Genomic DNA, 26,142 nt, shown 5'->3' on the forward strand with positions numbered 1-26,142 from the left:
GCTCACGCCCGTGCGTGAGCGAATGGCAATACGTTCGAAATGTGTGTTTTACGACACAGCAACATCAACAATCTATCCACACCCAACGCCACACCGGCGCATTCTGGCAGGCCTTGTTCAAGCGCGCTGACCAACCGTTCGTCAAATTGTCGATCCGTTAGCCCCATCGTTGATCGTGCCGCTTTATCGTCGGCAAAACGTCTTGCTTGCTCCTTGGCATCGGTCAATTCATGATAGCCATTGGCCAGCTCCATGCCTTGCCAATACAGCTCAAAACGCGCCGCCACGGGTTGACCGTGTTCGTCCAAATGGGTTTTCGCTAACGCCGCCTGAGACGCCGGATAACTGTGAATAAAACAGGGGGAATATTGGCCGATGGCGGGTTCTATGACGCTGGAGAAAATCAGCTCAAGCAAGGTGTCTCGATCCTCTTCCTGCAAGCCATATTCTGTGTGTTCATGGGCGCATTCTTGCAACTGCAAGTGCGTGGCGTTGAAAGGGTCTAATCCCGTGTGACGCAAAAACGCCATGTGATAACTCAATCGTTCACACGTTAATGCTTCATCGTCCGCTAACACACGAAGCAAGGTTTGAATGTCATCCATCAACTGCCAATGATCAAAGCCAACTCGATACCATTCCAACATAGTGAATTCAATACTGTGACGACGCCCCACGTCTTCCGCTCGAAAGACTTTACCCAATTGATAAATTGAGCCGGAGCCCGCACACAACAACCGCTTCATCGCGTATTCCGGTGAGGTTTGCAGGTAATACGTGAGATCTTGACCTTGCGAACGCGTCTCGCTGGTCAGTACTTCAATATGAGGATCGGAAATGCTGCCTAACGACAAACACGGCGTATCAACTTCCATCACCTCTTGCGCATCGAAAAACACACGAATGGCTTTAAACAACGCCGCGCGTTTTTGCAAAATAGACAGATCAGCACTGGGTTGCCACAAAGAAGCGTCGTACATAGAAAACACTCAGAAAATAAAACGCATCATAACAAAGACTGAACGATTAATTCAGCTTACTCAGCAGTATTTTAATGCCCGCTACGCCAAACATCAGCGCAAAGGCAGCGTCAAAGCCACGTTTCATTTTGAAATAACCTTGGCGAATCCGAGGGTTGGAAAACAGAACAGCGTAACCCAAATTTATGCAGGCACTTTGAATCGTTAATAAGACAATCACAGACAACAAACCTTGTGTGGAAACCGAACTCGGCATCCCCATGGCGAATAACGATCCTAGAAACAAAATCGCTTTAGGATTGGTTAAGTGGATGGCCAAACCACGAAAATATGCAGCACGCAAAGACGTTTGTTTAGTCTCTAATGTGGTCAACATTTTGCTCGCATCCGATTTATTCGTCATTGCTGAACGACAAGATTTGTACGCTAAAAATAATAAATAGACCGCACCAACATAACGTAAGCTTTCGAATAGCCAGACATTCGCATACAACACGGCACCTAAACCAAAGGCTGCCGAGCAAGACCAAAATAGCGAGCCTGTCAGTATCCCAGATGCTAACGCCAAACCTTGTACTCGCCCTTGATTCATTGACGTCGAGGCAATAGCTAAGGTCGCAGGCCCAGGGCTTGCCATAACAACAAAAGCACCGATTAATATTAGGACATAGTGAATTTCTTGCATCATTAAACTCCCTTATATTGCTTAACAGACAAAATTTTCAGTAATGCCATTTGCCCAACAAACAAACCAAATACGAGGACCAACAAAGTCATTGGCGCCACACTGGAAATAGAATACGTCATGATCATTTTATTCCATAACCAGTAACCCAATAACGTCGTTGGGTACGCTTGGAACAAAACAGAAAAATATGGCTGGCCACTGGAAAAGTCGGTTGATAAGCACCGTATTTATCAACAGTTGAAGACGTTATGTAAGCTGGTAAGGGAAACCGGTATAAACTCGGCTTCCCTACCCTGATCGTTATAGGTCAAATTGCGATGGCAATATCACGACGTCGCGGATGGTCACATGACGAGGGCGAGTCAACATAAACAATAGGGCTTCAGCCACATCGCTGGCGTCCATCAAGCTGCCCTTATCTTTTGCTTCTTGAAGCTTTTCCGCTGGCCAGTCAGAGAGTAGCGTCGTAATAACCGGGCCTGGCGACACCGAGGCAACACGAATACCATGGGAACACACTTGACGGCGCACGGTTTGCACAAAGCAATTCATCGCCCATTTTGAGGATGCGTAAACAGGCTCCCACGGGGTTGGAAAATGCCCAGCAAGTGAACTGGTGACGAGAATATCGCCGACGCCGCGCGCTATCATATGCGGCAAAACATCACGGACGTTCTTCATCACCACGTTGATGTTCAAGTTGAGCATGCGATCGATGGCGTCGTTATCCGCATCGACCAAATCGCCACCAACATACAATCCAGCATTGGCGTGAAAAATATCGATGACCTCGGTTTTTTCAAGAATACGAGGAATCAAACCACGACACACTTCTGGGTCGAGCAAGTCGGCCGACAATGTCACCACAGCATCGCCGTGCTTTTCCTGTAAGACCTGCAGCGCCGCCGCATCGCGATCAACAATGACGACCTGTGCGCCTTCCGCTATCATTGATTCCACACTCGCAAGGCCAATTCCTGACGCGCCACCGGTTACTACGGCGACTTTCCCTAATAATGCTTTAGACATGATTCATCCTATTATTGTTATTGACCGATAAAAATTTGATCTAACCACACGCTAACACTCAAACCACTTCCAACTCTGCTACTTTTTTGAGTATAACCAATCCAAAACACGCATTAACTTGTTCCCTACCGTCACCTTGTCAGACCACCTAAAGTCTATGAATAGGCGCATCAAACAGTAGAAAACGCTGCGAAATCGCCCGTTTTTATCAACATTCAATTTTTTTGAACATTTAAATCAAAATACTCCGTTACCTTGTTTATAAATTATTAGATATAGTAGCCTCAACTTAAACGGAACCACCCCAAACACTAAGGTAAATAAACATGAAAGCATTGATTCAAAAAATCACAAACACAACATCCGGCATCGCTAGTACGATTCTGCGTATTCCAGTCGGTCTTATATTAATGGCACATGGCGCGCAAAAATTGTTCGGTGCCTTTGGCGGCTACGGTTTAGAAGGCACAGGTCAGTGGATGGCGTCTATCGGCCTAGAACCTGGCTATTTGATGGCACTATTGGCTGGCAGCGCAGAATTCTTTGGCGGTCTGGCGCTGGTTATCGGTTTGCTGGTTCGTCCAGCGTCTGCCGTAATTGCTTTCACTATGCTGATGGCAATCGTGACGGTTCACCTTGCTAACGGTTTGTTCATGGCAAGCAACGGCTACGAATACGCATTAACATTATTGGTTGTAACGGTTTCTTTGGTATTCAGCGGCGCTGGTTCTTTCTCTATCGACAAAGCAATTGCTAACAAAAACTAAATTGTATTAAGCATTCAAATCAAAACCTCGATACCACGGTATCGAGGTTTTTTTATGCCGTTAACCTATGATTTTTAATGCCAGATAAGGCGTTAGGTTCAACACAATAATCGCAATTTTGTATTGCGCCAAATATTGAAAATACGCTTTTCCCAAATCTTTTTGTTCAATATCAAACAGTGCTGAATGTATGCGAACTACCCACTTTCTCATGGTGATCAGCAAACAAGTGGATATCAAAAGAAAAGCCATGTTAATAACCAATGACCAGCCTAAAAATGTTGTTAATTCTTCTATCGTCATTCTTATTCTGCCTATTTTTTATTAGATTATAGATAATATCTTCTCGTTTTGTGACAAAAAAGCAGGAAAGCACTGTTGATAAGTACAGTAGTTATCAACAATTCTGGCATCAAAAAATTTCTATTATCCAAACAAGTTGCCCGCATTAGAGGAAAACGCCAATAACATTGAGCGTTTTTGATATTGTTCAAAAAGACGCCATCGCGCCATGATGTTCATTCACTTAACACTGCCAACTATAAAAACAAAAAAGGCCATACCATGTCTGACTACGTCATTATTGGTGGTGGCGCCGCAGGTTGTTTACTTGTCGAGCGCTTATCCCGTAACGCCAATCACACCGTCACCTTGCTCGAAGCGGGTCCACCAGATACAAACCCGTTAATAGACATTCCAGCGGGCATCATTGGGCTAATGCGCAGCACAACATTAAATTGGGCGCTGCGAACAGAGCCGCAAGCTGAGTTAAATCATCGACGCTTATTTTGGCCAAGAGGAAAAACTCTCGGCGGCAGTACCTCAATCAACGCCATGTGCTACACCCGTGGGCAAGCCGACGACTTCGACCACTGGAAAGCCTTGGGCAATATCGATTGGGGCTATCATTCGCTTCTACCGCACTTCAAAGCGGTAGAACGCTTCTATCGAGGTGAGAATCAATGGCATGGCGCAAAGGGCGAACTGTCGGTTGAGCCATTGCGCTACCTGAATCCGCTTTCAAAGGCGTTTATTAACGCTGGACAAGAAGCTGGCATTTCCTTCAATGAAGATTTTAATGGCGAGCACCAACTCGGTATTGGCCCGTATCATGTCATGCAGAAAAACGGCGCACGTTGCAGCGCCGCTCGAGCATTTTTAGACGACGCAAAAAACCGTCCAAATGTAACGGTTATCACCCGCGCACACGTTGAGCGAATTGAAATTCAGAACAAACGCGCTGAAGGCGTTCTCTATAAGGCAAACAGCAAGTTGTGTTTTATTAAAGCCACAAAAGAAGTCTTATTATGCGCTGGTGCATTGCACAGTCCGCAACTGCTTATGCTGTCTGGCATTGGACCAAAAGCAGCACTGGAACCACACAATATCGAAGTGAAACATGCTCTTGCTGGCGTTGGGCAGAACCTTCAAGACCATTTAGACATCAGCCTAATTCACCTAGACAAAACCCGCAGCAGCATTTCGTTTCATCCCAGCTTTATATTCAAAGGCATAAAGAGCCTTTGGCAATACAGAAGACGTCAAGGTTTACTCACATCGAACATGGCCGAAGCTGGCGGCTTTATCGCCACACAAGCCAACGACAATCGCCCAGATGTACAGCTGCATTTTGTTCCTGCTGTGGAAGTCGACCATGGTTTAAATTTATGGCCTGCCATCAAACATTATGGCTTTACGTTACGTGCTTGTTTACTCAGACCCAAAAGCCGTGGTGTCGTCCGTTTGCATTCCAACCAAGCAAGCGATGCGCCCAAAATTGACGCCGAATATTTGAACAACGCGGACGACTTAGAAGGCATGATACGAGCGTTTGACGCCGCGCGATCCATACTCAAACAGCCTTCTTTGGCAGTGTACAGTCAGAAAGAATGGCAACCGGGGGAAGATTGCAAAACACGAGAACAGAAAATCGACTACATCCGCGCTCATGCTGAAAGCATTTATCACCCTGTTGGTACTTGTAAAATGGGCAATGACGCACTCGCCGTTGTCGACCAAACATTGAAAGTGCACGGCATCGACAAACTCAGAGTCATCGATGCCTCTGTCATGCCAACGCTTATCAGCGGTAACACTACCGCCGCCACGTTAGCCATCGCCAGTAAAATCGCGGAAAATATGTTAGCGGAGCAATGACCTATTTTGAGCAAAAAAAAACCTTCGACAGAAAACGGTCGAAGGCTTTTTAGGATTCGTTTACTAGACCAGGGAAGTATTATTTGCCTGTGGCGCGGGAAACGTATTCGCCGCTACGTGTATCAATACGTAGGACTTCACCAATGTTGATAAACAATGGAACACGAACCATAGCGCCCGTCACCAAATAAGCGGGTTTAGAGCCGCCGTTGGCGGTGTCGCCTTTCACGCCTGGGTCGGTGTCTTTTACTTCAAGTTCGATGAAGTTAGGCGGCGTTACAGCAAGAGGCGCGCCGTTGTATAACGTCACAAGGTATTTCTCTTGCTCTTTAAGCCAGTTCTTCGTGTCGGCAATCGCATTTTCATCAGCAGCGTGCTGCTCGAACGTGCCATCTACGGCCATGAAATGCCAGAATTCACCGTCGGTGTACAAGTACTCCATGTCGGTATCCATGACGTCTGCGCCTTCTAGGGAATCGCCCGATTTAAAGGTACGCTCCCAAACTCGACCGCTTTTTAGGTTACGCAATTTCAGACGATTAAAGGCTTGGCCTTTACCCGGTCTTACGTGTTCGTTCTCCAAGACAGAACATGGATCACCATCAACCATTACTTTCGCGCCACTACGCATATCGCTGGTAGAAATATTAGCCATACATCCTCACAGTATATTTTTAGAGAAAAGGCTCCGACTGGCGTATCATGTCAGTCTTAAGATCATTTATTAGATCTTTAAAAGCCATCGGCCTCATTGGCCAAAATAAGTTGGCGCAATCATAACCCAAATGAACACAATTTTGCAGATATTTGACGTGATCCCGATTCAAACAAAGAACAATCTAAGCTGGTCGCAACACCTGTCACAGGCGATCACCTCTCTTCCCGAGCTCGTCAAACTCCTTGGCCTGCCAGAAAGCCTCGCGCATCAAGGTCGTGAAGCACATCAAAGCTTTAAGTTACTCGTGCCTCGTCCCTATTTGTCTCGTATAGAATATGGCAACCAAAACGACCCGCTGCTCTTGCAGATTTTGCCCAGCGCCGCCGAAATGCAAAACGTCTTTGGTTATACTAAAGATCCGCTAGAAGAAGCCGAGCATAATCCGCAAAAAGCCATCGTGCACAAGTACAAGCGCCGTTTATTGGTCATTACCACCGGCACTTGTGCGGTGAATTGTCGTTATTGTTTTCGTCGTCACTTTCCTTATGGCGACAACCAACTCGCGCAAGCCGAATGGCAATCTGTCATTGACTATTTAAAAGGTCATCCAGACGTAAACGAAGTGATTCTCAGCGGCGGCGATCCCTTAATGATGAAGGACACTCTGCTCGCGGACAAAGTTCGTCAAATCGAAGCCTTGCCACAAATAAAACGCCTGCGCATTCATTCACGATTGCCGGTAGTGATTCCCGCTCGAGTGAGCGATGACATGCTGGACTGGATAAGTAAAAGTCGTCTCGACATTATTATGGTGTGGCACATTAATCACGCCAATGAAATGGACGAGGAACTGGCCAGCGCCGCGTTCAAGCTGAAACAAGCGGGGGTTACCTTGCTAAACCAAGGAGTGTTGTTGAAAGGAATAAACGATACGGTCGAGGCGCAAGTCAACTTGAGTGAAGCTGTATTTGATGCCGGTATTTTGCCTTACTACATGTTCACGCTGGACCCTGTTGAAGGTGCGGCACATTTTGATATCAATATTGAAGAGGCCCAGCGATTAATGGGCAAAGTCGCCGCTGAATTACCCGGCTATTTGGTGCCAAAACTCGCCAAAGAAATACCTGGTAAAACCGCCAAAAGTGTCTTTGCCCCGCTTCTTGACGATTAACTTTTTACTGTTACTTACTCGTTACCCATTGTCCTTTATCGTAAAAGCGCAATACGACCGACTTTGACTTGCTGACGTCGCACTCCAATGGTCGGCGCGAGCTGGTATAAGTCACCATTGCGCCCCACCAGCTGACAAGGCACATGGTTTTTCTTTGCCACGTCGGCGTTGGCGTCTAGATGCTTCGGTTCGCCATGAACCGGAATCGCAATTTCTGGTTGCGTCCATTGATACAAATCCCCCAATTCGCCTCGACAAGGGTGACCGCTCACATGAATGGTATTATCCGTTTCATGAGCTTGTAAGGTACGGATTTTTCGACTTTTGAATTGCGCCGCCAATCGGTCTATGGCGTTTTCATTACCCGGAATTCTCATGGCGCTAAAGATTACTAAATCGTCGGCTTCAAGGCTCAAATCAAAACAAGTGTCTGCCGCCAATCGGTTTAACGTCGCTCTCGGTTCGCCTTGGCTACCGGTCACAACCGCCAGCACTTCTTCGCGCGGTAAATAACCAAGATGCGCTGCGTCGATAATGGGTAAATCGTCCGGCCAATGACCCGTTGCTCTGGCAGCACTGACCATGTTTGTTAAGGATCGTCCAATCAAGGCGAGGTAGCGTCCGGTTTCTTTTGCGACTCGGCCCAGCCCGACCAAGCGCGCAACATTGCTGCTGAAACACCCAACGACGACGCGATTTTTTTCGTCCTCTATGGTTTTCAGTAGCCCTCGATAACAGTCCGTTTCGGAATCAGAATAACCGCTTTTTAAGGCGTTGGTGGAATCACACACCATGGCCAACATGTTTTCCTTGGCCAATTTTTGAAACGTAGTTGGCGAAAAGCCGTCCCCCAGAATCGGCTTGTTATCAATTTTCCAATCGCCCGTGTGAAAAATTCGCCCTACTGGCGTATCGATGGTCATCGCAAACGGTTCTGGCACAGAGTGTGTTAAAGCCAGCCATTTCACGTTAAACACGCCAATTTTCTTGATTTCGTTTTCTTCTACTTCGATGATCGGCACTTGATCGGTTAAGCCCACTTGAACCAACTTACGACGCAGCACTTCAGCGGTAAAGGCGGTGGTGTAAACCGGACATTTAAAACGTCGCCATAAAAAAGGCAGCGCGCCAACATGGTCTTCATGAGCATGGGTAATAACGATGCCCGCTAAACGCTCTTTTTGTTCGGTAATAAAGGTGGGATCGGCGCAGACTATTTCTGATGTGTGAAGGTCGTTTGGCGTTAGTGGCTCATTAAATGACACCCCACAATCGACCATCAGCCATTGCCCATCGTGACCGTACAGGTTCATATTCATGCCGATTTCGCCAGTACCGCCGAGCGGTAAAAACCATAAATCTTGTTGTGTTGGGATCAAAGACGAAATAACGCACTCCTTGTGGGTAAAAACAAAAACATCAGTGAATAACGTCATGGTACGCATTTTTCAGTAAGATCTCAGCCTGTGCTCTCAGATTAACGAAAAGTAATTACCCACAAAAAAGCCTCATTTTAAAAAACTGCATTCGATTGTCCTTTATTAGATAATGTTATAACCCCGTTGTGCCTTTACGACACTAACGTCACTTCATTACGCTTGCATGTTTTATTCCAACACCGAAACACGCTCGAAAAAGTAGGATTATAAACTTGAACCTCAACATCACGACCAAACTCGCCAAAGCCTTGACCGCTTTAATTTTACTCTCTTGTTTAGCGATTTTTGCGCTGTACTTGATACAAAAATTTGGCGGCCAATACGCAGAACAAAAAATTCAAGAACAATTAGAGCGCTCTGGATTAAGCTCTTTTGTTCAGTATGAAAGCATTCATTTTGACCCTTTCACATTAACGCCGTCGCTTGAAAACGTTCGTTTTGGTTCAGACAACGCCCCTTGGTTACGATTCGCCCGTATTTCACTCAATCAATATCCGATCAAATACCCTGATTTAGACGTGGATTTCTGGATTCAAGAAAGCACGGCAGACAGCCTGTCTCGCGATACACGCCAACTCATGCGAGCCGCAGGCATTACAACCTTGTTAGGAAAAGGCTCGTTGCGTTCAACGATTGAAGGTGAACACGTCGCTTCTGAATTTCAGTTGGATATTAAAGACGTCGGTAAAATGTCACTGTCGTCTAATATCAATATCTTGAATCAAACCGTTAACATGCCAGAACTGCGCTCAGACATCATTGCGTCGTTTGCGCTGGGGCAGCCTGAAGCCATGCTCATTATGTATGGTGAGGCCATTGAGCTTCGCTCTTTAACCGTGGGATATCAGGAGTCAGGCTTAATAAATCGTTTGCTTCCTCCGTCTACCATGGCGCAAGAATCCAAACAGACACAATTGGATAATGTGGCGCTTGCTAGCCACGCGTTAGGGCTCGCAATGGCGGATTCGCAGGAAGCCAAACAGATTGCGAATTCTGTCTTGGGCTTTTTATTGAAGCCAGAAAAGTTAACCCTGTCTATGTCGCCAACTTCGCCGATCAGCTTGAAGACGCTGGCTTTATTGGCGCACGAAGGCACCTTATACAAAGACAGTAAGATGACAATAACGAACCAGTAATTAATTAATGGAGACCATTGCGCTCATTTTTGACTCGGGCGTAATGTGGCTAAAAGAGGTTAAACATTTCTTTGTAAGACGGGTTCGATAGGAATGCTGTTAACCTGTTCTTTTCTCACACTAACGCTAGGAAAAACATGAGCAATGTAACGATTTTAGTGGATGTTCAGAACGTCTATTACACCACACGACACACGTTTGGGCGCTCTTTCGACTATAACGCATTCTGGAAAGAAGTTACTCAAGATCGGAATGTCGTCAAAGCTATCGCTTACGCCATAGACAGAGGGGATGAGAAGCAGCGTCAATTCCAAAATATCTTGCGGGCGATCGGCTTTGAAGTGAAATTAAAACCCTTCATTCAACGGTCAGATGGGTCGGCAAAAGGTGACTGGGATGTGGGTATTGCCATCGATGGAATTGAGTTTGGTAAAGACAGTGACGAACTTATCTTGGTTTCTGGTGATGGGGATTTTGATTTACTGGCGAAAACGCTCAGAGAAAAATATCACACCAAGGTCGAGGTTTATGGTGTAGAAGCCCTAACTGCGCAGTCTTTGATCAATTCAGCCACCAAATTTACCGCCATTAGTAACAAATTGTTACTCAAATAAATATTTCCCAACTATATTTTTAAGAGAGAATATGACGCCTGAAAAAACTAACTGATTATTTTATAAGCAGAAAGCAGATTAATGAGCACTCAAATAGACTCTTTATTATTGGACACGAGAGACACCCTACACAAATGGCTTAGCTTAGCCACGGGTGTGCTTATGGTTTTTTTTTGCTTCTTCAATATTGCCTTATTGCATCAAATTACCATTGGTCTCGTTGATGCATTATTTGGTCTGTTGAATCTATACCTCTTTCGAGCTGCGCTTCAAGGAAAGAGCCGGAAGTGGCATCACTATATGCTGATTGGCTCACTGACTGTCACCGTATTTTATGCGTTTTATTCATCGGATTTACGAGCGGGCTCTATTTACTGGCTACTTATTTTGCCGCCTCTGTATTGCCTGTTGGCAGGACCAAAATTAGGCATTGTCTACACGGTTATTCTGTCTCTTCCTGCGATTACTTTTCTCTTCATTAAGTCAGACATCGACCATTTTATTCCTCATCGATCGGTGCTGAACTTCTCTCTTGCGTATTTTTTAACCTACGCCATTTGTTTTTTATATGAAACTCAATACAAAAAAAGTAGCCAGATCCTACACAGAATGGCATTTGAAGACCCACTAACAGGCGCTAAAAACCGTCATGCATTAAAAGTATTTTTTGACTTTTTTAACAAGCAAACCAAAGACGCACTGAAGGAAAAATTCTATCAAGAAATAGACGAAACCAGACTGCTGATTATTGATATTGACCACTTTAAAAGCATCAATGATGAGTTCGGTCATGATGTCGGTGATGCGGTACTGATAGAAATGACAGAGCTGCTTCAATGGTGCACAGACAACCACCATGTTTACCGAATTGGCGGGGAGGAGTTTTTAATCATTCAAAATGGCTCTCAGGATCAAGCGTACCATTTTGCAGAATCCATTCGGAAACGCGTCGAAAACCACATTTTCAGAACCCATCGCAGCAACATTAGAATCACGGTCAGTATTGGTATAGCGGAACTTAAAATTGGGCAAACATTTGCAGAGTTCCTACGTGCTGCCGATAAAAACCTTTATTCAGCAAAGAGCAAAGGACGAAACCTCGTCCACCACAGCGCCATTAGCCTTACTGAGGCGGTATAAAAACAACAACGAAGGATCGCTCCTTTTTATCCCCTACTTCTTTTAAGTGAAACTGATAATGAGCACCCGACGCCAGCCACACACGTCCGTTCCACCTGAAGTATTACACAAATGGTTAAGCGCTTTAGCTTGTGCGTTACACTGCCTCTATTTTGTATTGAACCTGTGTCTAGTGCAAAAAATGGGATTGGCTGCCATACAATTCATCGTCATTATATTCAGCGCCTATTGCTTCTTAACCTCATTAAAAGAGTACTACAAGCCTTGGAAAAGCTATGTATTAATGACGCTCTTAACCTGCAATATTCTCGCTTCTGTGTCCGTGATGGAACTTTGGGCCGGGGCAATTTTTTGGAGCATCGCCTTACCACCTTGGTACTACAACTTATTTGGCTTCAAACGAGGTTTTTACTGTAGCGCTGTTGTTGCCGTATTATCCGCTGCCATTTTATTCCTTCGTACCGACACCAGCCTTTTCATGCCCTACCGAACCGTTTTCAACTTTGTTTTGGCCTATTCTTCTGTGTGGTTAATCTGTCATATCTACGAAGCCCAACGCCAAAAAACAACTTTATTACTACATTCTCTTGCGTTACAAGATGCGTTAACCGGAGTACAAAATCGCCACTCACTAAAAGAAGACTTTAGCGCCCTCCACAATAAAGTGGAAAAAGTTTACATGCTTATCATCGACATTGATCACTTTAAAAACATCAATGATAAGTTTGGCCACGACATTGGCGATTCTGTTTTGATCAAAGTCGCCCACGTCATTACACGCGCCCTTGAAAACCAAAATGTCTACCGTTTAGGTGGTGAAGAGTTCGTGGTTTTACTAAAAGGATTAAGCAACACGGAGGTCTACGATCAAGCAGAAACCATTAGAAAGGCGATAGAAGGTGAGATATTCCATAGCCACACAGAAGAGATCAAACTTACGGTCAGCATCGGTGTCAATGCATTAGAACCAAAACAAGCGTTCACAGACTTTCTTCGTGCGGCCGATATGAAGCTTTATCAAGCCAAACATCAAGGTCGAAACCAAGTCTGTATTTAGTCCGTAAAGGTGTCTAAGAACAACGTCTCGACCTTCTCTCTCGCCCACGGTGTTTTACGCAAAAACTTGAGGCTCGACTTCACTGAAGGGTCGCTTTTAAAACAATTAATATTGATGCGAATAGACAGCTCTTCCCAACCATAATGCGCTACCAGATCCGTTACGACCTTTTCTAATTTCACACCGTGCAAAGGGTTGTTTACTTGTGTTCCGCTCATACCAATTATTCCTAGTCTTCTATTCACTGTTTCGGGCAAGTATACAGCAAGCCGAAACAAACTCACGGCTTGTCTCACGACAAAACACTCAACAATATTTGACTAATTCACAAAATCCCCAAACAATGGCGTAAAACTTAGGAGAATAAATGAATGGGTATTTTATCTGGCCTTAAAGGTCTATTTTCAGGCGGCGAAAGCACACCCGAAAAAGCAGAAGAAACAGTCGAGTATAAAGGCTTCTCAATTGTGCCAGCACCAATGAAAGACGGCGGTCAATTTAGAGTGGCGGCAAGCATTACGAAAGGCGAAGGCGAAGAGCAAAAAACACACAAATTCATTCGTTCAGATTTAATGCCAAATCGTGACGAGTGCATTGAAATCACCCTACGCAAAGCCAAACTCACCATCGACCAGCTTGGCGATAATATTTTCGGCTAACCCCAAAGGAAAGCATTATGAGCGCACCAATAGGACAACACTGGACACAAGTTAACGAAGGTGAAGACCTATTAGGTGCGGATTTTATAGCACGAACATTCGCCTTTCCCGGACCAAAAACCAAAGTCTATACCACGCTTATTCACCACACAGGGAATACAGACAGCGAAAAAGCCATTTTGTATGTCCATGGCTACACAGATTATTTCTTCCAAACCGGTTTAGCGGAACACTTTGTTCACCTTGGCTATCGTTTTTATGCGGTTGATCTACAAGGCTACGGCCGATCTCTTCGCCCTTCTACACCACCAAACTGGTGTGATTCAATCGAACAATATGGCCAAGACTTAGACATTGCTTTAGCCACAATGAAGCAAGACGGCGTAAACGACGTTATATTATTAGCTCATTCCACCGGCGGTTTGGTGGTGTCGACTTACTTAGCACAACCCTATGCACCGCCGGAGCGAGAGAGTCATTACCAACAAGCCTTTCCAGACATCAGCGGCCTTATATTGAACAGCCCATTTTTGGCGCTACCTTTCTCTCCTGCCGCGCTCAACTACCTAAGTTGGCCGGTTCGAGCCATCGTCACTGCGCTTCCTTTTGTGAACATAAGAGCAAAGGAAATCACCATTTATTCAAAAACGCTGCACACCAAATTTGGCGGTGAATGGGATTATCGATTGGATTGGAAACCTGCAGAAGGTTTTACGTTGTCACTGCATTGGCTAAGAGAAATCATTCATGCACAGCGTAATCTTGCCAATCAAAAAATAGGCCTGCCAACGTTACTCTGTCATTCAGAAATCAGCACAATTGGGAAATTGTCGGTTGAAGAGACACAACAAGGCGATGGGGTTTTAAACGTCGACAGCATGCAAATTGCAGCGAATAAAACGTTTACGAATCTCTCCAGTGTTGAGATCCCGAAGGGCTTCCATGATTTATACCTCTCACATCAGCCCGCTCGTAGCGCGTATTTATCCGCCATCACAGAATGGCTGACCTTGGAAAACGCCAAGAACGGCCAACAGAACTAAGCCCCTTGACGACGCATCACCCAATCCAACAAACAAGTTGGTAACAGTCGTTTCATCAGCACTGCCGCGTACGTTGGCAAGGTGACATAATAACGCGCCCTTGGTCGTTTCGATTCAAGAGCGTGGATCAATTTATCAACCACCGCACTGGCAGGCAATGTTTGTGAAGACGTTACGCCTTCTTTACTCAACCTTTCTATCGCGTCTTCATAGCCTTTTTTGTGACGGCTATTTTCCATATCGATATTGTCTTGTAACGCGACCAGCGCATTCGCTCTAAAGCGGCTTTCGATCGGGCCGGGTTCAATCAAACTCACTTTGATCGCCGTATCTGCCAACTCCAAACGCAGAGTATCGGTCAGCCCTTCTAATGCGAACTTACTCGCGTTGTAAGCACCTCTAAATGGCGCCGCGACCAAACCAAGCACAGAACTGTTATTAATGATGCGCCCATAGCCTTGAGCCAACATGATTTTAAGCACCTTTGTCGTCAACTCATGCGTGCCAAAAAAATTGCTTTCAAATTGCGTTCTTAATACATCAACCGGCAAGTCTTCAACGGCCCCTGGCTGACCATAAGCCCCGTTGTTAAACAAAGCAAAAAGATAACCATGTGTAATGGCCAGCGTCGCTTCTAGCCCTTTCACAATCGATTCCGAGTTAGACAAATCCAACTGCACGACATGCTTAATGCCTTGCGCTTTCAAACGCTCAACATCTTCTTGCTTACGACAACTTGCTACCACCAAGAAGTTTCGTTCCTGAAGCGTTTTTGCGGCTTCCAAGCCAATTCCCGTTGAACAGCCAGTGATAAGAATGGAGTACTGCATGAAAAACCCTTTCGATATTTGATCGTTTGACTGTGCAAATTACTAAGTAATCACAATGACATCAAGCCAATATAACCAACTGATCAATATCCCCCTTTATTCAGATGTATCGTTCGTTGCTCTAAGAAGGCTGGACTAAAAGCTCGTCTAGCCTTCCTTCATGCGTTTTTTGTTTTCATACATAGCTTTATCTGCGCCTTCTATCATGTCTTCCAACGATTTGTCCTCCACGTCTGAAAACAAGGCAATGCCCGCACTGCATGCGATTTTATACGGCTTATTAATAGCCTCATTTAAGTCCTCTATGGCGGCCATAAAACGCGCTAAAACAATATCCACCCCTTCAATACCGATATCAGACAACATCACCACAAATTCGTCACCACCCAAACGGCCGACAATATCACTTTCTCGAAAGGTACTTTGCATGACGTCGGCAAACTGTATTAACGCAAAATCACCCTCATGATGCCCATAGGTATCATTGATCGGTTTAAAATCGTCTAAGTCCAACAGGATAAAGGCCATGGACATTTTTTTACGAATACACACTTGTTGTGCATGGGCTGCCAAGGTCAAAAAACCTCGTCGATTAGAAATAGACGTTAATTCATCCAACGTCGCCATTTGTACCGATTTAATTTCTTGTTCGATCATGGCACCTAGATCTTCCAGTAAGAGCTTGTCTTCCTCTCCCATTTCCCTTGGTTTAGAATCAATCAAACACAAGGTGCCTAAATTCACACCCGGGCGAAGTTTGAGTGGATAACCCGCGTAGAAGCAAACATTTGGGCTGCCCGTCACTAAAGGGTTGTCAAAAAAACGCTCGTCTTCTAATGCATTTGTGACAATAAATAAACCATCTTGATTAATCGCATGCCCACAAAATGACACTTCTCTTGGTGTTTCGGTTGCATCCAATCCCTGAGCCGACTTAAACCACTGGCGATCTTCATCCACAATACTCACCAAAGAAATAGGAACCCCGAACATGCGCTTGGCCATTCGAGTCACTCGGTCGAATCTTTCTTCGTGTGATGTGTCTAAAATTTTAAGTGCTTTTAAGGCGTGTAATCGTTCAGCTTCGTTTTTTGGTATTTTTGGTGGCTGCATTGCGATTCCTCATGGATGACGCGGGATATTCCATTAAATATAGCAGCGATTTAAAAAATCACCTTGTCCTTCAAATCGGAATAACATCAATCTATTGAAAGGCTTAGCTCACAATGCTTTTTATGGATCCGTCGAATTCACTGAGTGCGTTCCGTTTATTTGACGGATGATGTTAAGAAACAAGGTCTTACCAATGGGAATCAAGGCATCGGGGAAATCATAATCTGGGTTATGTAATTGCGGGCTCGATTGCCCTGAACCAAGCGCAAACATCGCGCCTTCTTTTGCCGTCGCCGTAAACTGCCCAAAATCTTCCGACCAGCGCATTGGCTCATCCAATAGTACAAAATCCGTTTGAGTAGATTCACAAGCACGCACGACCAAATCATGGCCTTTTTGAGAATTTACGCTGGCTTGAAACACATCATCGTATTCAAATGAAATACTCAAACCTTCTTGTTCAGCCAATCGACATGAAAACGCCTCAGCCTGCGCGATCAACGTATGCATACCTTCATTACTTTCACTGCGCAACGTCACCATCACCACAGCGTCACCCGGCGCTGTACCAAACGCGATCTCACCCAATTTGGCGTGAATTACCGTCACCCAATGGCGCCCTTCTACACCTTGCTGCGCTAGTTTAGCTGGCAAATGATTCAGCTCTTGAATGATCTGACACATGGCATTGGCAGGGCTGATGCCATTCTCAGGATGCGCCGCATGAGACGTTTTGCCTTTTAAATGGACAATCATGCCTCTCGATGCACAATTAAACGTACCCGCTCGCACCGCCACTTTACCGAGCTCTAATCCTGGGTAATTGTGCAGCGCAAACGCATAATCCGGTTTGAGTGCAGTAAAACGCGCATCGTTTACCACTTGAATCGCGCCCATGCCGGTTTCTTCTGCCGGTTGAAAACACAACACAACACGCCCCTTCTGCGGACGATGTGCTGCCAATTCTGCTCCCAGCGCCGTTACGATACTCATGTGTCCATCATGACCGCATTTATGAGACACACCTTTCACTTGAGAGCGATGCGAAAACGTATTGCTTTCTTCGATCGGCAAGGCATCCAATTCACTTCGAATCAGGGTTGTCGGCCCGTTATCAACACCATTAAAGACAAACGCTAATCCCGTTCCGCCAAGCCCCGTCACAACCTCATCCGGAGAAAATGCCTGAAATTCATTGAGTATTCGAGCCGCCGTTTCTTGCTCTTGATTCGACAGCTCTGGGTGTTGATGTAGATTTTTTCGGAGCGCGATTAACTCGTCTATAGAGAGCATAAATGGATCCTGTTGTTTAGATTACTGCATTTCTATCCTTTACTTCCATACAGTGGACACTAAAGCTATCCAATAAATCAATCCCTTCATGCCACCGTCCGAGATGACTTTCTGATCCAATATGCCCATATTCGCCCAGCACCTTAAGCTCACTTCCCCAAGCCTCAGCTAGGAACTTGGCTCGTGATAATGAAAGATAAGGATCATTGGTCGACGCAACAATAAGAGAAGGTATCCGAAGTGCTTGTAGAGGAATGGAACGAAAGCTGGCATAAGGAGCAGGTGGATCCGCCCACTCATCCTCAACATCCGCTGGAGCAACCAAAAAAACACCAATCACTTGGCTTGCCAACGCCGCCGTCCAATGCATCGCAGTAATACAACCAACAGAATGCGCCACCAATATCGTAGGTTTTTCGCTTTGCCGTATGAAACTATCTAACGTCGCAACCCATTCAGACTTATCAGGTCTATCCCAATCACCTTGATCAACACGCGCCATCGTAGAACATTCTTTTTCCCAACAGGATTGCCAATGATTGGCTGGGGAACCGCCACCGCCAGGAATGGTTAAAAAACGCAGAGCATTTTCAGTTTTAAAGAGACGAGACATATTTCTTACAATCCTTTGCTTGAAAGACTTTTTTGATCTGACGCCAAACTCCAACTAGATACTCAAAAACAAACTTAATAAAAAGCTCAATGAATCACCAATCAAGCCTCTTCCGATACTAAAACCGCATTATTACGCTTACCAGTAATAACGATAGGCTGATGAGAGTCAGCCGTTTCATCCATCAGACGATACAAATTACTACGTGCTTCTGTTGCCGTCATTCCAGCCGTCACACACCGCAAAACTGTTTAAATAGTAGACAAATCGTACGCTTAATAGAACATACGTCAAAACAGACGTTTTTTTATAAACCTAAAGTCTTTTACATAAGTCACGATAAACAGATGTAATACTTTCAACTCTCTCCTCAATAGTTCTATAACCAGCCTCTTTTCGCAAAACACTATATTTCTCAAAGTCTTTTTTTTGCAGTTTTTTTCTATACTCATTCAAAATATAACCGACAAAATCTTTATAGTGTTGCTTCATAAATTCCAAAATATGAAAAAGATCATCTTGATACTGGTTTTCTAAAAGCTCAAAAGCAAGATCGTATTTTTCCTCTATTTTGCCTTTTTTTATATCCAAAATTCCTCTTTTGCACTCTCTTTTTAATTCGTAAGTCTTCATTTCATCAAGCGATTCTTTTAACTCTTTTGTTGGATAAGAATAGAAAACATACAATCCTTTTCCAAAAACAGCCCCTCTTACTGGTGTCGCAATCCAAAGGCCCTTATGAGCGACTTTATTTTGAACAGATTTAGCAATAGTGACAAGAGCCTTGAATCTATTAGGTCGTTCACCTCCAGAGGAAAATTTATTATTCTCTAGCAATCCTTGTGCATTAATAAAATAGTTTTGCAAGCTCAATGCAAACGTCACATAAAAAGGGCTAGTAGGATCTTCAGGAAACTCTATTGTTGTGCATATTTTCAACGCTTCAGTAATGACATCTATATTGACTAGAAAATTTAGCCATTCCATGTATTCCGGTTTCACAGCATCATCTTGAAGACTAAATAATCTCGAGTATTGTTTATCTATTTCGTTCATTTTTGCGCCTTATAAATTTTCGAGTTTCGTTCATAGGCTAGCTACTTAAGAGCATTTACAATACAACCAAAATATTCGATTGGCTTTTTATTTTTTTGATATAAAAAAACGAGCCGTAGCTCGCTTTTGTTAATTCCAATGAAGAGAAAACTAAGTGTTAACTCAAGGCTCTGGAATGATGCTCTAGGTGATCATCAATGAAGCTGGCGATGAAGAAGTAGCTGTGGTCGTAACCCGGTTGACGGCGAAGCGTAATCGGGTGTCCGGCTTTTTCACAGGCGGCTTCTAGAGCTTCTGGTTTAAGTTGTTCTACCAAGAAGTTATCGGCTTCACCTTGATCAATAAACAATGGTAAGCGTTCACTTGCGTTTTCGATCAGCAAAGTGGCGTCCCATTCGTTCCAAGTGGTTTTGTCTTCACCCAAATATCCGGTGAAGGCTTTTTCGCCCCAAGGACAATTAGTTGGATTAGCAATTGGCGCAAAGGCCGAGACAGATTGATATTTGCCCGGGTTCTTCAGCGCACAAATCAAGGCGCCATGACCGCCCATTGAGTGACCAGATATAGAACGCTTATCTGTCACAGGGAAGTTGGCTTCGACCAAGTGCGGCAGTTCTTGAACTACGTAATCGTACATGTGGTAAGTATTCGAATACGGTTCCACCGTGGCGTTCACATAGAAACCTGCCGCTGAACCAAAGTCGTAGCTTTCGTGTTCATTCGGATAATCCGTACCTCGTGGGCTGGTATCGGGACAAACAATGGCCAATCCCAATTCCGCCGCTTTACGAAAAGCACCGGCTTTTTGGCTGAAATTTTCGTCCGTGCAAGTCAAGCCAGACAACCAATACAAGACGGGGACGCTTTGCGTTTCTGCTTGTGGTGGCAGATAAATAGCAAAGGTCATGTCGCCTTTAACCGACAAGCTTTCATGCTTGTAACGCTTCAACCAACCGCCAAAGCTTTTCGTGCTGGATAGCAATTCCATCCTGTTACTCCTCGCTTTACATTAGCTAAGAGCATGAAGGCCGCCAACGCAACCTTCATGCGCGGTGATCGACTTACTTGTCGAACAGAATAACGGTACGAATACTTTCGCCTTTATGCATCAAGTCAAACGCTTCGTTGATTCGCTCAAGGGGCATCGTGTGCGTGACAAATGGGTCAATTTCAATTTTGCCATTCATGTAATCTTCTACGTAACCTGGCAATTGACTGCGGCCTTTAACACCACCGAAAGCAGACCCTTTCCAGACTCGTCCTGTCACCAACTGGAATGGACGGGTGGAAATCTCTTGGCCAGCGCCAGCCACACCAATAATAATGGACTCGCCCCAACCCTTGTGACAACACTCAAGCGCTTGACGCATGATCTGTACGTTACCAATACATTCAAAGGAATAATCCACACCGCCATCAGTCATATCAACAATCACTTGCTGAATCGGCGCCTCGAAGTTTTTCGGGTTAATGCAATCGGTCGCGCCAAATTGTTGCGCCATTTCGAATTTAGACTCGTTAATATCAATGGCGATAATGCGAGAAGCCCCCGCCATGCGCGCGCCTTGGATAACCGACAAACCAATGCCGCCCAAACCGAATACCGCTACGGTGTCCCCTTTTTGGACTTTCGCGGTGTTCAAAACCGCACCAATGCCCGTGGTGATACCACAACCTAATAAACAGACTTTTTCTAGTGGCGCATCGACGTGGATTTTCGCTAAAGCGATTTCTGGCACAACACTGTATTCAGAAAAGGTCGACGTCCCCATATAATGGAAAATGGGTTCACCATTGATGCTGAAACGGCTTGTTCCGTCTGGCATTAGGCCCTTACCTTGTGTTTCACGAACCGCCTGACACAAGTTGGTTTTGCCTGATTTACAAAATTTACATTCGCCACATTCTGCCGTGTAAAGTGGAATCACGTGATCGCCTGCTTTCAACGTCGTCACGCCTTCGCCCACGGCTTCTACCACGCCCGCGCCTTCGTGACCAAGAATGGCAGGAAAAATGCCTTCAGGGTCTTCACCCGACAAAGTAAACGCATCGGTATGACAAACACCGGTTGCCACCATTCGTACTAATACTTCACCCGCTTGTGGGTCTTGAACGTCTACTTCTTCAATTTTAAGTGGTTGGCCTGGGCCCCAAGCAACAGCGGCTTTACATTTCATTGTGTTCTCCAAAGTGTGTTTTCAATCAGGTTTAACGAATTCATTCCTCTCAGTGTAGACCTTAATGATTAACGCGATAATGCCTGTTTTGGAAAATGATTATTGTCATACAACAACAATCATTCCAAAAGGGTTCTATTCAGTTACAATGTAACCCTTTCTACAAGGAATATAGACACCAATTCATTTAGCCATTCTGTGAGAGATCAAGTATGAAAAACTGGGAAGCAATGGAAGCCTTTATTGAAGTGGTCAGACAAGGCAGTTTTTCGGCGGCGGCGATTAAGCTCAGCGTTTCGGCGTCTCATATTAGTCGACTAATTACTCAGCTCGAAGCGGAGCTTGGTACAACGCTGCTGTTTCGAACCACAAGGCGCATCCGATTGAGTGAAGCCGGTGAATTGTATTATCAACATTGTCGTGGCTTACCCGAAGCATTAAGCAGCGCAGAGGAAGTCATTTCGACATTGAATCAAGCGCCCATTGGCACGTTTAAAATGACCTGTGCCACGACCTTTGGTGAGCGTTTTATTGCACCACTAATGAACGATTTTTTATTGCATCACCCAAAAATAGAATTGGATTTTCATCTCACTAACCGTGCAGTGGATATTATTGAAGAAGGCTACGACCTTGCGATTCGCATGGGCGCAATGAAAGACTCCAGTCATCTGTCTCGGCGCTTGTGCGATCGGGTGGAATACCTTTGCGCGTCTCGTGAATACATAGACCAACACGGCATGCCGCATACCTTGGCTGAGCTAAACAAACACCGCTGTCTCATTGGCTCAAAGAATCATTGGTTGTTCCAACAAGACGGACAACGTAAAGAGCTCAAAATAAACAGCCAATGGCGAAGCAATTCTGGACCCGCGCTGATCGACGCAGTTCGTAAGGGGCTGGGCATTGCACAACTGCCGGATTATTACGTGAATGATGACCTCACCAGCGGAAAATTAGTCGCGCTTCTTCCACAGTATCAATACCCTTACAGCGGCGTTTGGTTGGTCTATCCGAAAGTTCGTCAGCCCTCGCCCAAATTACAACGTATCTGCGACTATTTGATTCAGCGATTTAAAGACAATCCAACGTTTGCCAACTAACGCGGGTATGTTTAAATATGCGCACTTCACATAGTTAAACCAACACAACATCAATAAGCGAAGCCCATGTTTTCACAAGAAGATCTCGTTCAAGTCGCTCGACAAACCATGCCATTTGGAAAATACCAAGGACGCGTTTTAATTGACTTACCAGAAGCCTATTTATTGTGGTTTGCTCATGAAGGCTGGCCGAATGGCAACCTTGGCCAGTGGTTGCAACTGGCGCTGGAAATCAAAATTAATGGTTTAGAAAAGCTAGTCGATCCATTGCGCAGACCGACAGAAAAGAAAAAAGACGAACCCAAAGTTCGTATTCGTTTTGATGACTAAGACGATACAGACTGGCACATTTTTTTGTAGAACAGCACACCGCGTTCTTCTTTTTCGACAACAAAACCCGCTCGCTCAGCGACTTTAATTGACGCGATATTGCCCACTTTCACTTCGGCAACCAGCGGTTCATCATGGTGTTTTATTAATTCAGACAGCATCTGATGAGCAACGCCCTTTCCTCTAGCCTCTGGCGCGACTGTCCATGATAACGCCCAAGCATTGTCTGTTCTATCAGCTCGGCAGGTTCCAACAGAAACGCCTGCAATCTCGGCTATCCATAAACGCCTTTTCTCTGGTTTATTGAATGAATCCTCTAACCACGCTCGATGCGAGTCTAATCCGATTTCCCCTGAATTATGCGATGACTGACGTGTGTTGGGATCATTTCGCCACGCCAGCAAAATTTCAGCATCGGCCATCGTGACTGCTCGTAAATTCAATTGGTCCGTCATATATCACCTTTCGCCATTTTCCACAGTAATACGAGCAAACAGTATACACTTTAGTCCATCTACACTCGTATTCTAAATGCGATATCAAGGTATAAAAATTGCATATTTTAAAGATAGAAAGGCACCATTTTTATACATATTCATTAGGAAGCATCATTAAATGAACATCAGAGTAGACGATTTATCTGGTCCAGAAATCAAGCAATTATTGACCGAACACTTAGATGATATGTTCGCTGCCTCGCCGCCTGAATGCGTTTTTGCATTGGATTTAGACGGATTAAAAAAACCGAATATTGCCTTTTGGACAGTGTGGGAAGACAGCCAGTTACTCGGCTGCGGCGCACTTAAAACACTAGATGAAACACATGGTGAAATTAAATCCATGCGCACCACCAGCGCCGCTCGTAATAAAGGCGTGGCTTCTACCCTACTTCGTCATATTCTCGATGTGGCCAACCAAAAAGGGTTTAGAACAATCAGCTTAGAAACTGGCTCGCAAGATTTTTTTGCGCCAGCCAGAATGCTCTATAACAAACATGGATTTACAGAATGCGGTCCGTTTTCGAACTACAAACCGGACCCGTACAGCGTTTTTATGACGAAGGTTTTATGAATAAAACCAAGTCTTCCAAACATAAAAAAAGCCAGCGCGAGCGCTGGCCTGTTTTCATTATTTGGTAAGGGAAAAACCAAACAAGGAAACTCTATCTACCCTGTACTAGAGTCCGCCATGTGTCAATTTAGCGGGATCAAGTAAAGCCAGCAATTCCTCACGGCTTAAGTCGGTTTCTTCATCCGCGACATCCACAACAGGTCGACCTTCTTTGTAGGCTTTTTTGGCAATCTCTGCCGCCTTGGCATAACCAATAATAGGGTTAAGCGCGGTCACCAAAATAGGGTTGCGATGCAACGCCTCATTCAGTTTTTCTTCGTTCACCGTCAATGTTGCAATGGCGTTATCTGCAAGTAACTGTCCGCTATTGGCCAACAATTTAATGCTGTTCAATAGGTTCTTCGCGATCATCGGCAACATAACGTTTAATTCAAAGTTACCGGATTGTCCGCCAATAGTAATTGCGGCGTCGTTGCCAATCACTTGCGCTGCTACCATTGCCGTCGCTTCCGGAATCACTGGGTTCACTTTGCCCGGCATAATGGACGAACCAGGCTGCAACGCTTGCAGTGAAATCTCTCCTAAACCCGCTAATGGACCAGAGTTCATCCAACGAAGGTCATTGGCGATTTTCATGTACGTCACTGCAACGGCTTTTAACTGGCCCGACAACGCCACTGCGGTGTCTTGTGAGCCAATCAGAGCAAAGAAATTCGCACCCGGTGTAAACGTAACTTTCGTTAAGTCCGACAGTTCTTTGGCAAAAAGCGCGGCAAACTCAGGGTGCGCATTGATCCCAGTACCGACCGCGGTTCCTCCTTGTGCCAGCTGTGTGGTTTTACTTTCTAAGTAGGTCAGATTATCTATGTTGTCTTGAAGTTGCGCGGCCCACGCATGGAAAGTTTGATCAAGACGAACCGGCATGGCATCCATTAAATGTGTGCGGCCAGTTTTGGTGAAGCCTTTTAATGCATCACCTTTGTCCACAATGGTTTGCTTCAAATGAATGAGCGCAGGTAATAAGTGACCTGTTAACTCCAATGTCGCACTGACATGAATCGCACTCGGAATCACATCGTTACTGCTCTGTCCGTAATTCACATGGTCATTCGGGTTAACAGGAGACTCATGATAAACACTGGCCAATGTCGCAATGACTTCATTGGCGTTCATATTGGAGCTGGTACCCGAACCTGTTTGAAACACATCAACGGGGAAATGCTGCATAAGATCGTCGGCGTTCAATAGTTCATCGCACGCGTTTTGGATCGCTTTAGAAAGCCCTGGTGTTAAGCATTTAAGTGACTCATTAGCACGAGCCGCCGCCGCTTTGATAAGAATAAGTGAGCGAATAAACGCTTCTGGAAGGGGTTCACCACTGATTGGAAAATTATTTATCGCTCGCTGAGTTTGCGCGCCATAAAGTGCTTTTTCTGGCACATCCAATTCCCCCATACTGTCTTTTTCGATACGCATTTTCATTCTTTAATGTTGTCCTTGTTGTTCAAAGGAAGAGATGAAGTAATGGCTCAAAATCCGCAAATTATGCTCCATCTTGAAATAGGTTCTCGCGTCTTGGTAGGTCACTATTAATCGCTTGAGATGCGACAAAGGCAAATACACCTTGTCCAGACAGGTTTGACGCCAATGTGGTGCGATATTGGTGTCACAAACGGTATCCAGTAATACGTTAAACACGCGTTGATGCAATAAGGCGGCATCGGTGATATTCAAACGTTCCGCGTATTCTTCGGTCAAGCTTAAATAATGATAGAGCACTTCCGGCGAGTCTGCACATTGACCTGCTTGAATGGTTTGCTCAAGTACAGAGAATGGTACCAAATAATGACTCATAGACTTGCCCTCCAAAAAATACAAATGATAACTATTATCAATAATGTGCATGAATGGCAATTCTGTCAAGGCGTTGATAACGATTCTTATTAATTTTTACGGTTTGTTTCTTTATCTTGATAAGAATCAGTAAAACCGACGCCCCATAAGAGGCAAAAAGCCCC

At 44.9% G+C, this 26,142-nt stretch carries 30 protein-coding genes; 12 read left to right on the forward strand and 18 right to left on the reverse strand.

The window, feature by feature from the left end:
- Positions 1-2: 2 nt before the first annotated feature.
- The 3 genes from epmA to D104_RS31285 form a co-directional block, all read right to left on the reverse strand.
- Positions 3-980, reverse strand: coding sequence for an EF-P lysine aminoacylase EpmA (gene epmA, locus D104_RS31275; protein ID WP_024024589.1), 978 nt, complete (start codon positions 978-980; stop codon positions 3-5).
- 46 nt (positions 981-1,026) lie between these two features.
- A complete protein-coding gene (locus D104_RS31280; RefSeq protein ID WP_024024590.1) occupies positions 1,027-1,668 on the reverse strand; it encodes a LysE family translocator in 642 nt (213 codons plus the stop codon).
- Between the two features lie 300 nt (positions 1,669-1,968).
- Positions 1,969-2,697, reverse strand: coding sequence for an SDR family oxidoreductase (locus D104_RS31285; protein ID WP_024024592.1), 729 nt, complete (start codon positions 2,695-2,697; stop codon positions 1,969-1,971).
- 326 nt (positions 2,698-3,023) lie between these two features.
- On the opposite strand from D104_RS31285, the gene D104_RS31290 reads away from it, so the two are divergent.
- Complete coding sequence (locus tag D104_RS31290; protein WP_024024593.1) at positions 3,024-3,464, forward strand: DoxX family protein; 441 nt, start codon at positions 3,024-3,026, stop codon at positions 3,462-3,464.
- A gap of 60 nt (positions 3,465-3,524) precedes the next feature.
- Here D104_RS31290 and D104_RS31295 read toward each other — a convergent pair whose 3' ends face one another.
- Complete coding sequence (locus tag D104_RS31295; protein WP_024024594.1) at positions 3,525-3,767, reverse strand: DUF6868 family protein; 243 nt, start codon at positions 3,765-3,767, stop codon at positions 3,525-3,527.
- 261 nt (positions 3,768-4,028) lie between these two features.
- On the opposite strand from D104_RS31295, the gene D104_RS31300 reads away from it, so the two are divergent.
- A complete protein-coding gene (locus D104_RS31300; RefSeq protein WP_031215059.1) occupies positions 4,029-5,621 on the forward strand; it encodes a GMC family oxidoreductase in 1,593 nt (530 codons plus the stop codon).
- A 79-nt stretch (positions 5,622-5,700) separates the two neighbouring features.
- Here the strand turns inward: D104_RS31300 and efp are convergent, their stop codons facing one another.
- Entirely contained in the window at positions 5,701-6,276 is a 576-nt protein-coding gene (gene efp, locus D104_RS31305; RefSeq protein ID WP_024024596.1) for an elongation factor P, read from the reverse strand.
- Positions 6,277-6,406: 130 nt separating this feature from the next.
- Between efp and epmB the strand changes: the two genes are divergently transcribed.
- On the forward strand, positions 6,407-7,450 hold the full coding sequence (epmB, locus tag D104_RS31310; RefSeq protein ID WP_024024597.1) for an EF-P beta-lysylation protein EpmB: 1,044 nt from the start codon (positions 6,407-6,409) through the stop codon (positions 7,448-7,450).
- A 35-nt stretch (positions 7,451-7,485) separates the two neighbouring features.
- On the opposite strand, the gene D104_RS31315 is transcribed toward epmB, so the two are convergent.
- A complete protein-coding gene (locus D104_RS31315; protein ID WP_024024598.1) occupies positions 7,486-8,886 on the reverse strand; it encodes a ribonuclease J in 1,401 nt (466 codons plus the stop codon).
- 215 nt (positions 8,887-9,101) lie between these two features.
- On the opposite strand from D104_RS31315, the gene D104_RS31320 reads away from it, so the two are divergent.
- The 4 genes from D104_RS31320 (at position 9,102) to D104_RS0118965 (ending at position 12,836) form a co-directional block, all read left to right on the forward strand.
- Positions 9,102-10,025 (forward strand): hypothetical protein, encoded by a 924-nt coding sequence (locus tag D104_RS31320; protein WP_024024599.1) that lies wholly within the window; start codon positions 9,102-9,104, stop codon positions 10,023-10,025.
- Positions 10,026-10,162: 137 nt separating this feature from the next.
- A complete protein-coding gene (locus D104_RS31325; protein WP_024024600.1) occupies positions 10,163-10,639 on the forward strand; it encodes a LabA-like NYN domain-containing protein in 477 nt (158 codons plus the stop codon).
- A gap of 81 nt (positions 10,640-10,720) precedes the next feature.
- Complete coding sequence (locus D104_RS31330; RefSeq protein WP_024024601.1) at positions 10,721-11,779, forward strand: GGDEF domain-containing protein; 1,059 nt, start codon at positions 10,721-10,723, stop codon at positions 11,777-11,779.
- A gap of 58 nt (positions 11,780-11,837) precedes the next feature.
- Positions 11,838-12,836, forward strand: a complete 999-nt coding sequence (locus D104_RS0118965; RefSeq protein ID WP_084546034.1) for a GGDEF domain-containing protein — start codon at positions 11,838-11,840, stop codon at positions 12,834-12,836.
- Here D104_RS0118965 and D104_RS0118970 read toward each other — a convergent pair.
- Complete coding sequence (locus tag D104_RS0118970) at positions 12,833-13,054, reverse strand: VF530 family protein (RefSeq protein ID WP_031215063.1); 222 nt, start codon at positions 13,052-13,054, stop codon at positions 12,833-12,835. The two genes, D104_RS0118965 and D104_RS0118970, sit on opposite strands and share 4 nt — an antisense overlap.
- 153 nt (positions 13,055-13,207) lie before the next feature.
- Between D104_RS0118970 and D104_RS31335 the strand changes: the two genes are divergently transcribed.
- Both D104_RS31335 and D104_RS31340 read left to right on the forward strand, forming a co-directional pair.
- Positions 13,208-13,495 (forward strand): HlyU family transcriptional regulator, encoded by a 288-nt coding sequence (locus tag D104_RS31335; RefSeq protein ID WP_024024602.1) that lies wholly within the window; start codon positions 13,208-13,210, stop codon positions 13,493-13,495.
- Positions 13,496-13,512: 17 nt separating this feature from the next.
- Entirely contained in the window at positions 13,513-14,538 is a 1,026-nt protein-coding gene (locus D104_RS31340) for an alpha/beta hydrolase (protein WP_024024603.1), read from the forward strand.
- Here D104_RS31340 and D104_RS31345 read toward each other — a convergent pair.
- The 8 genes from D104_RS31345 to D104_RS31375 form a co-directional block, all read right to left on the reverse strand.
- Positions 14,535-15,368 carry an SDR family NAD(P)-dependent oxidoreductase gene (locus tag D104_RS31345; RefSeq protein ID WP_024024604.1) on the reverse strand — a complete coding sequence of 278 codons (834 nt, stop codon included), beginning with the start codon at positions 15,366-15,368 and terminating at the stop codon, positions 14,535-14,537. The genes D104_RS31340 and D104_RS31345 overlap by 4 nt on opposite strands.
- Before the next feature lie 147 nt (positions 15,369-15,515).
- Positions 15,516-16,481, reverse strand: a complete 966-nt coding sequence (locus tag D104_RS31350; RefSeq protein ID WP_024024605.1) for a sensor domain-containing diguanylate cyclase — start codon at positions 16,479-16,481, stop codon at positions 15,516-15,518.
- Between the two features lie 120 nt (positions 16,482-16,601).
- On the reverse strand, positions 16,602-17,774 hold the full coding sequence (locus tag D104_RS31355; RefSeq protein WP_024024606.1) for an amidohydrolase: 1,173 nt from the start codon (positions 17,772-17,774) through the stop codon (positions 16,602-16,604).
- 16 nt (positions 17,775-17,790) lie between these two features.
- A complete protein-coding gene (locus D104_RS31360; protein ID WP_024024607.1) occupies positions 17,791-18,387 on the reverse strand; it encodes an RBBP9/YdeN family alpha/beta hydrolase in 597 nt (198 codons plus the stop codon).
- A 101-nt stretch (positions 18,388-18,488) separates the two neighbouring features.
- Positions 18,489-18,611: a type II toxin-antitoxin system Phd/YefM family antitoxin gene (locus D104_RS37225; protein WP_200866767.1), complete on the reverse strand. Its 123-nt coding sequence runs from the start codon at positions 18,609-18,611 to the stop codon at positions 18,489-18,491.
- Positions 18,612-18,702: 91 nt separating this feature from the next.
- Positions 18,703-19,443, reverse strand: a complete 741-nt coding sequence (locus tag D104_RS31365; RefSeq protein ID WP_024024608.1) for a hypothetical protein — start codon at positions 19,441-19,443, stop codon at positions 18,703-18,705.
- A gap of 157 nt (positions 19,444-19,600) precedes the next feature.
- Positions 19,601-20,431 carry an S-formylglutathione hydrolase gene (fghA, locus tag D104_RS31370; protein WP_024024609.1) on the reverse strand — a complete coding sequence of 277 codons (831 nt, stop codon included), beginning with the start codon at positions 20,429-20,431 and terminating at the stop codon, positions 19,601-19,603.
- A gap of 73 nt (positions 20,432-20,504) precedes the next feature.
- Positions 20,505-21,620, reverse strand: coding sequence for an S-(hydroxymethyl)glutathione dehydrogenase/class III alcohol dehydrogenase (locus tag D104_RS31375; RefSeq protein ID WP_024024610.1), 1,116 nt, complete (start codon positions 21,618-21,620; stop codon positions 20,505-20,507).
- A gap of 212 nt (positions 21,621-21,832) precedes the next feature.
- Between D104_RS31375 and D104_RS31380 the strand changes: the two genes are divergently transcribed.
- Together D104_RS31380 and D104_RS31385 are read left to right on the forward strand one after the other, a co-directional pair.
- Positions 21,833-22,723 (forward strand): LysR family transcriptional regulator, encoded by an 891-nt coding sequence (locus D104_RS31380; protein WP_024024611.1) that lies wholly within the window; start codon positions 21,833-21,835, stop codon positions 22,721-22,723.
- A gap of 66 nt (positions 22,724-22,789) precedes the next feature.
- The gene (locus D104_RS31385; RefSeq protein ID WP_024024612.1) at positions 22,790-23,053 is read left to right on the forward strand and encodes a DUF3820 family protein; all 264 of its coding nucleotides are present in this window, start codon (positions 22,790-22,792) and stop codon (positions 23,051-23,053) included.
- On the opposite strand, the gene D104_RS31390 is transcribed toward D104_RS31385, so the two are convergent.
- Complete coding sequence (locus D104_RS31390) at positions 23,050-23,508, reverse strand: GNAT family N-acetyltransferase (protein ID WP_024024613.1); 459 nt, start codon at positions 23,506-23,508, stop codon at positions 23,050-23,052. The genes D104_RS31385 and D104_RS31390 overlap by 4 nt on opposite strands.
- Before the next feature lie 160 nt (positions 23,509-23,668).
- Between D104_RS31390 and D104_RS31395 the strand changes: the two genes are divergently transcribed.
- Positions 23,669-24,124 carry a GNAT family N-acetyltransferase gene (locus tag D104_RS31395; RefSeq protein WP_024024614.1) on the forward strand — a complete coding sequence of 152 codons (456 nt, stop codon included), beginning with the start codon at positions 23,669-23,671 and terminating at the stop codon, positions 24,122-24,124.
- Positions 24,125-24,229: 105 nt separating this feature from the next.
- Here D104_RS31395 and D104_RS31400 read toward each other — a convergent pair whose 3' ends face one another.
- Complete coding sequence (locus tag D104_RS31400; protein WP_024024615.1) at positions 24,230-25,606, reverse strand: class II fumarate hydratase; 1,377 nt, start codon at positions 25,604-25,606, stop codon at positions 24,230-24,232.
- 3 nt (positions 25,607-25,609) lie between these two features.
- Positions 25,610-25,978, reverse strand: coding sequence for a hypothetical protein (locus D104_RS31405; protein WP_024024616.1), 369 nt, complete (start codon positions 25,976-25,978; stop codon positions 25,610-25,612).
- Positions 25,979-26,142: the final 164 nt, after the last annotated feature.

The sequence above is a fragment of the Marinomonas profundimaris genome (assembly GCF_000508165.1).
Lineage (GTDB): Bacteria > Pseudomonadota > Gammaproteobacteria > Pseudomonadales > Marinomonadaceae > Marinomonas > Marinomonas profundimaris.

Bases quoted from the DNA above. Each gene is read 5' to 3' on its own strand.
- D104_RS31385 (WP_024024612.1), top strand. From the start codon at position 22,790: ATGTTTTCACAAGAAGATCTCGTTCAAGTCGCTCGACAAACCATGCCA.
- D104_RS31280 (WP_024024590.1), bottom strand. From the start codon at position 1,668: ATGATGCAAGAAATTCACTATGTCCTAATATTAATCGGTGCTTTTGTT.
- D104_RS31295 (WP_024024594.1), bottom strand. From the start codon at position 3,767: ATGACGATAGAAGAATTAACAACATTTTTAGGCTGGTCATTGGTTATT.
- D104_RS31285 (WP_024024592.1), bottom strand. From the start codon at position 2,697: ATGTCTAAAGCATTATTAGGGAAAGTCGCCGTAGTAACCGGTGGCGCG.
- D104_RS31380 (WP_024024611.1), top strand. From the start codon at position 21,833: ATGAAAAACTGGGAAGCAATGGAAGCCTTTATTGAAGTGGTCAGACAA.
- D104_RS31325 (WP_024024600.1), top strand. From the start codon at position 10,163: ATGAGCAATGTAACGATTTTAGTGGATGTTCAGAACGTCTATTACACC.
- D104_RS31340 (WP_024024603.1), top strand. From the start codon at position 13,513: ATGAGCGCACCAATAGGACAACACTGGACACAAGTTAACGAAGGTGAA.
- D104_RS31290 (WP_024024593.1), top strand. From the start codon at position 3,024: ATGAAAGCATTGATTCAAAAAATCACAAACACAACATCCGGCATCGCT.
- D104_RS31345 (WP_024024604.1), bottom strand. From the start codon at position 15,368: ATGCAGTACTCCATTCTTATCACTGGCTGTTCAACGGGAATTGGCTTG.
- D104_RS0118965 (WP_084546034.1), top strand. From the start codon at position 11,838: ATGAGCACCCGACGCCAGCCACACACGTCCGTTCCACCTGAAGTATTA.
- D104_RS31365 (WP_024024608.1), bottom strand. From the start codon at position 19,443: ATGAACGAAATAGATAAACAATACTCGAGATTATTTAGTCTTCAAGAT.
- D104_RS31400 (WP_024024615.1), bottom strand. From the start codon at position 25,606: ATGAAAATGCGTATCGAAAAAGACAGTATGGGGGAATTGGATGTGCCA.
- D104_RS31375 (WP_024024610.1), bottom strand. From the start codon at position 21,620: ATGAAATGTAAAGCCGCTGTTGCTTGGGGCCCAGGCCAACCACTTAAA.
- D104_RS31335 (WP_024024602.1), top strand. From the start codon at position 13,208: ATGGGTATTTTATCTGGCCTTAAAGGTCTATTTTCAGGCGGCGAAAGC.
- D104_RS31300 (WP_031215059.1), top strand. From the start codon at position 4,029: ATGTCTGACTACGTCATTATTGGTGGTGGCGCCGCAGGTTGTTTACTT.
- D104_RS31355 (WP_024024606.1), bottom strand. From the start codon at position 17,774: ATGCTCTCTATAGACGAGTTAATCGCGCTCCGAAAAAATCTACATCAA.
- D104_RS31315 (WP_024024598.1), bottom strand. From the start codon at position 8,886: ATGACGTTATTCACTGATGTTTTTGTTTTTACCCACAAGGAGTGCGTT.
- D104_RS31350 (WP_024024605.1), bottom strand. From the start codon at position 16,481: ATGCAGCCACCAAAAATACCAAAAAACGAAGCTGAACGATTACACGCC.
- D104_RS31395 (WP_024024614.1), top strand. From the start codon at position 23,669: ATGAACATCAGAGTAGACGATTTATCTGGTCCAGAAATCAAGCAATTA.
- fghA (WP_024024609.1), bottom strand. From the start codon at position 20,431: ATGGAATTGCTATCCAGCACGAAAAGCTTTGGCGGTTGGTTGAAGCGT.
- D104_RS31390 (WP_024024613.1), bottom strand. From the start codon at position 23,508: ATGACGGACCAATTGAATTTACGAGCAGTCACGATGGCCGATGCTGAA.
- D104_RS37225 (WP_200866767.1), bottom strand. From the start codon at position 18,611: ATGACGGCAACAGAAGCACGTAGTAATTTGTATCGTCTGATGGATGAA.
- D104_RS31360 (WP_024024607.1), bottom strand. From the start codon at position 18,387: ATGTCTCGTCTCTTTAAAACTGAAAATGCTCTGCGTTTTTTAACCATT.
- efp (WP_024024596.1), bottom strand. From the start codon at position 6,276: ATGGCTAATATTTCTACCAGCGATATGCGTAGTGGCGCGAAAGTAATG.
- epmA (WP_024024589.1), bottom strand. From the start codon at position 980: ATGTACGACGCTTCTTTGTGGCAACCCAGTGCTGATCTGTCTATTTTG.
- epmB (WP_024024597.1), top strand. From the start codon at position 6,407: ATGAACACAATTTTGCAGATATTTGACGTGATCCCGATTCAAACAAAG.
- D104_RS0118970 (WP_031215063.1), bottom strand. From the start codon at position 13,054: ATGAGCGGAACACAAGTAAACAACCCTTTGCACGGTGTGAAATTAGAA.
- D104_RS31405 (WP_024024616.1), bottom strand. From the start codon at position 25,978: ATGAGTCATTATTTGGTACCATTCTCTGTACTTGAGCAAACCATTCAA.
- D104_RS31330 (WP_024024601.1), top strand. From the start codon at position 10,721: ATGAGCACTCAAATAGACTCTTTATTATTGGACACGAGAGACACCCTA.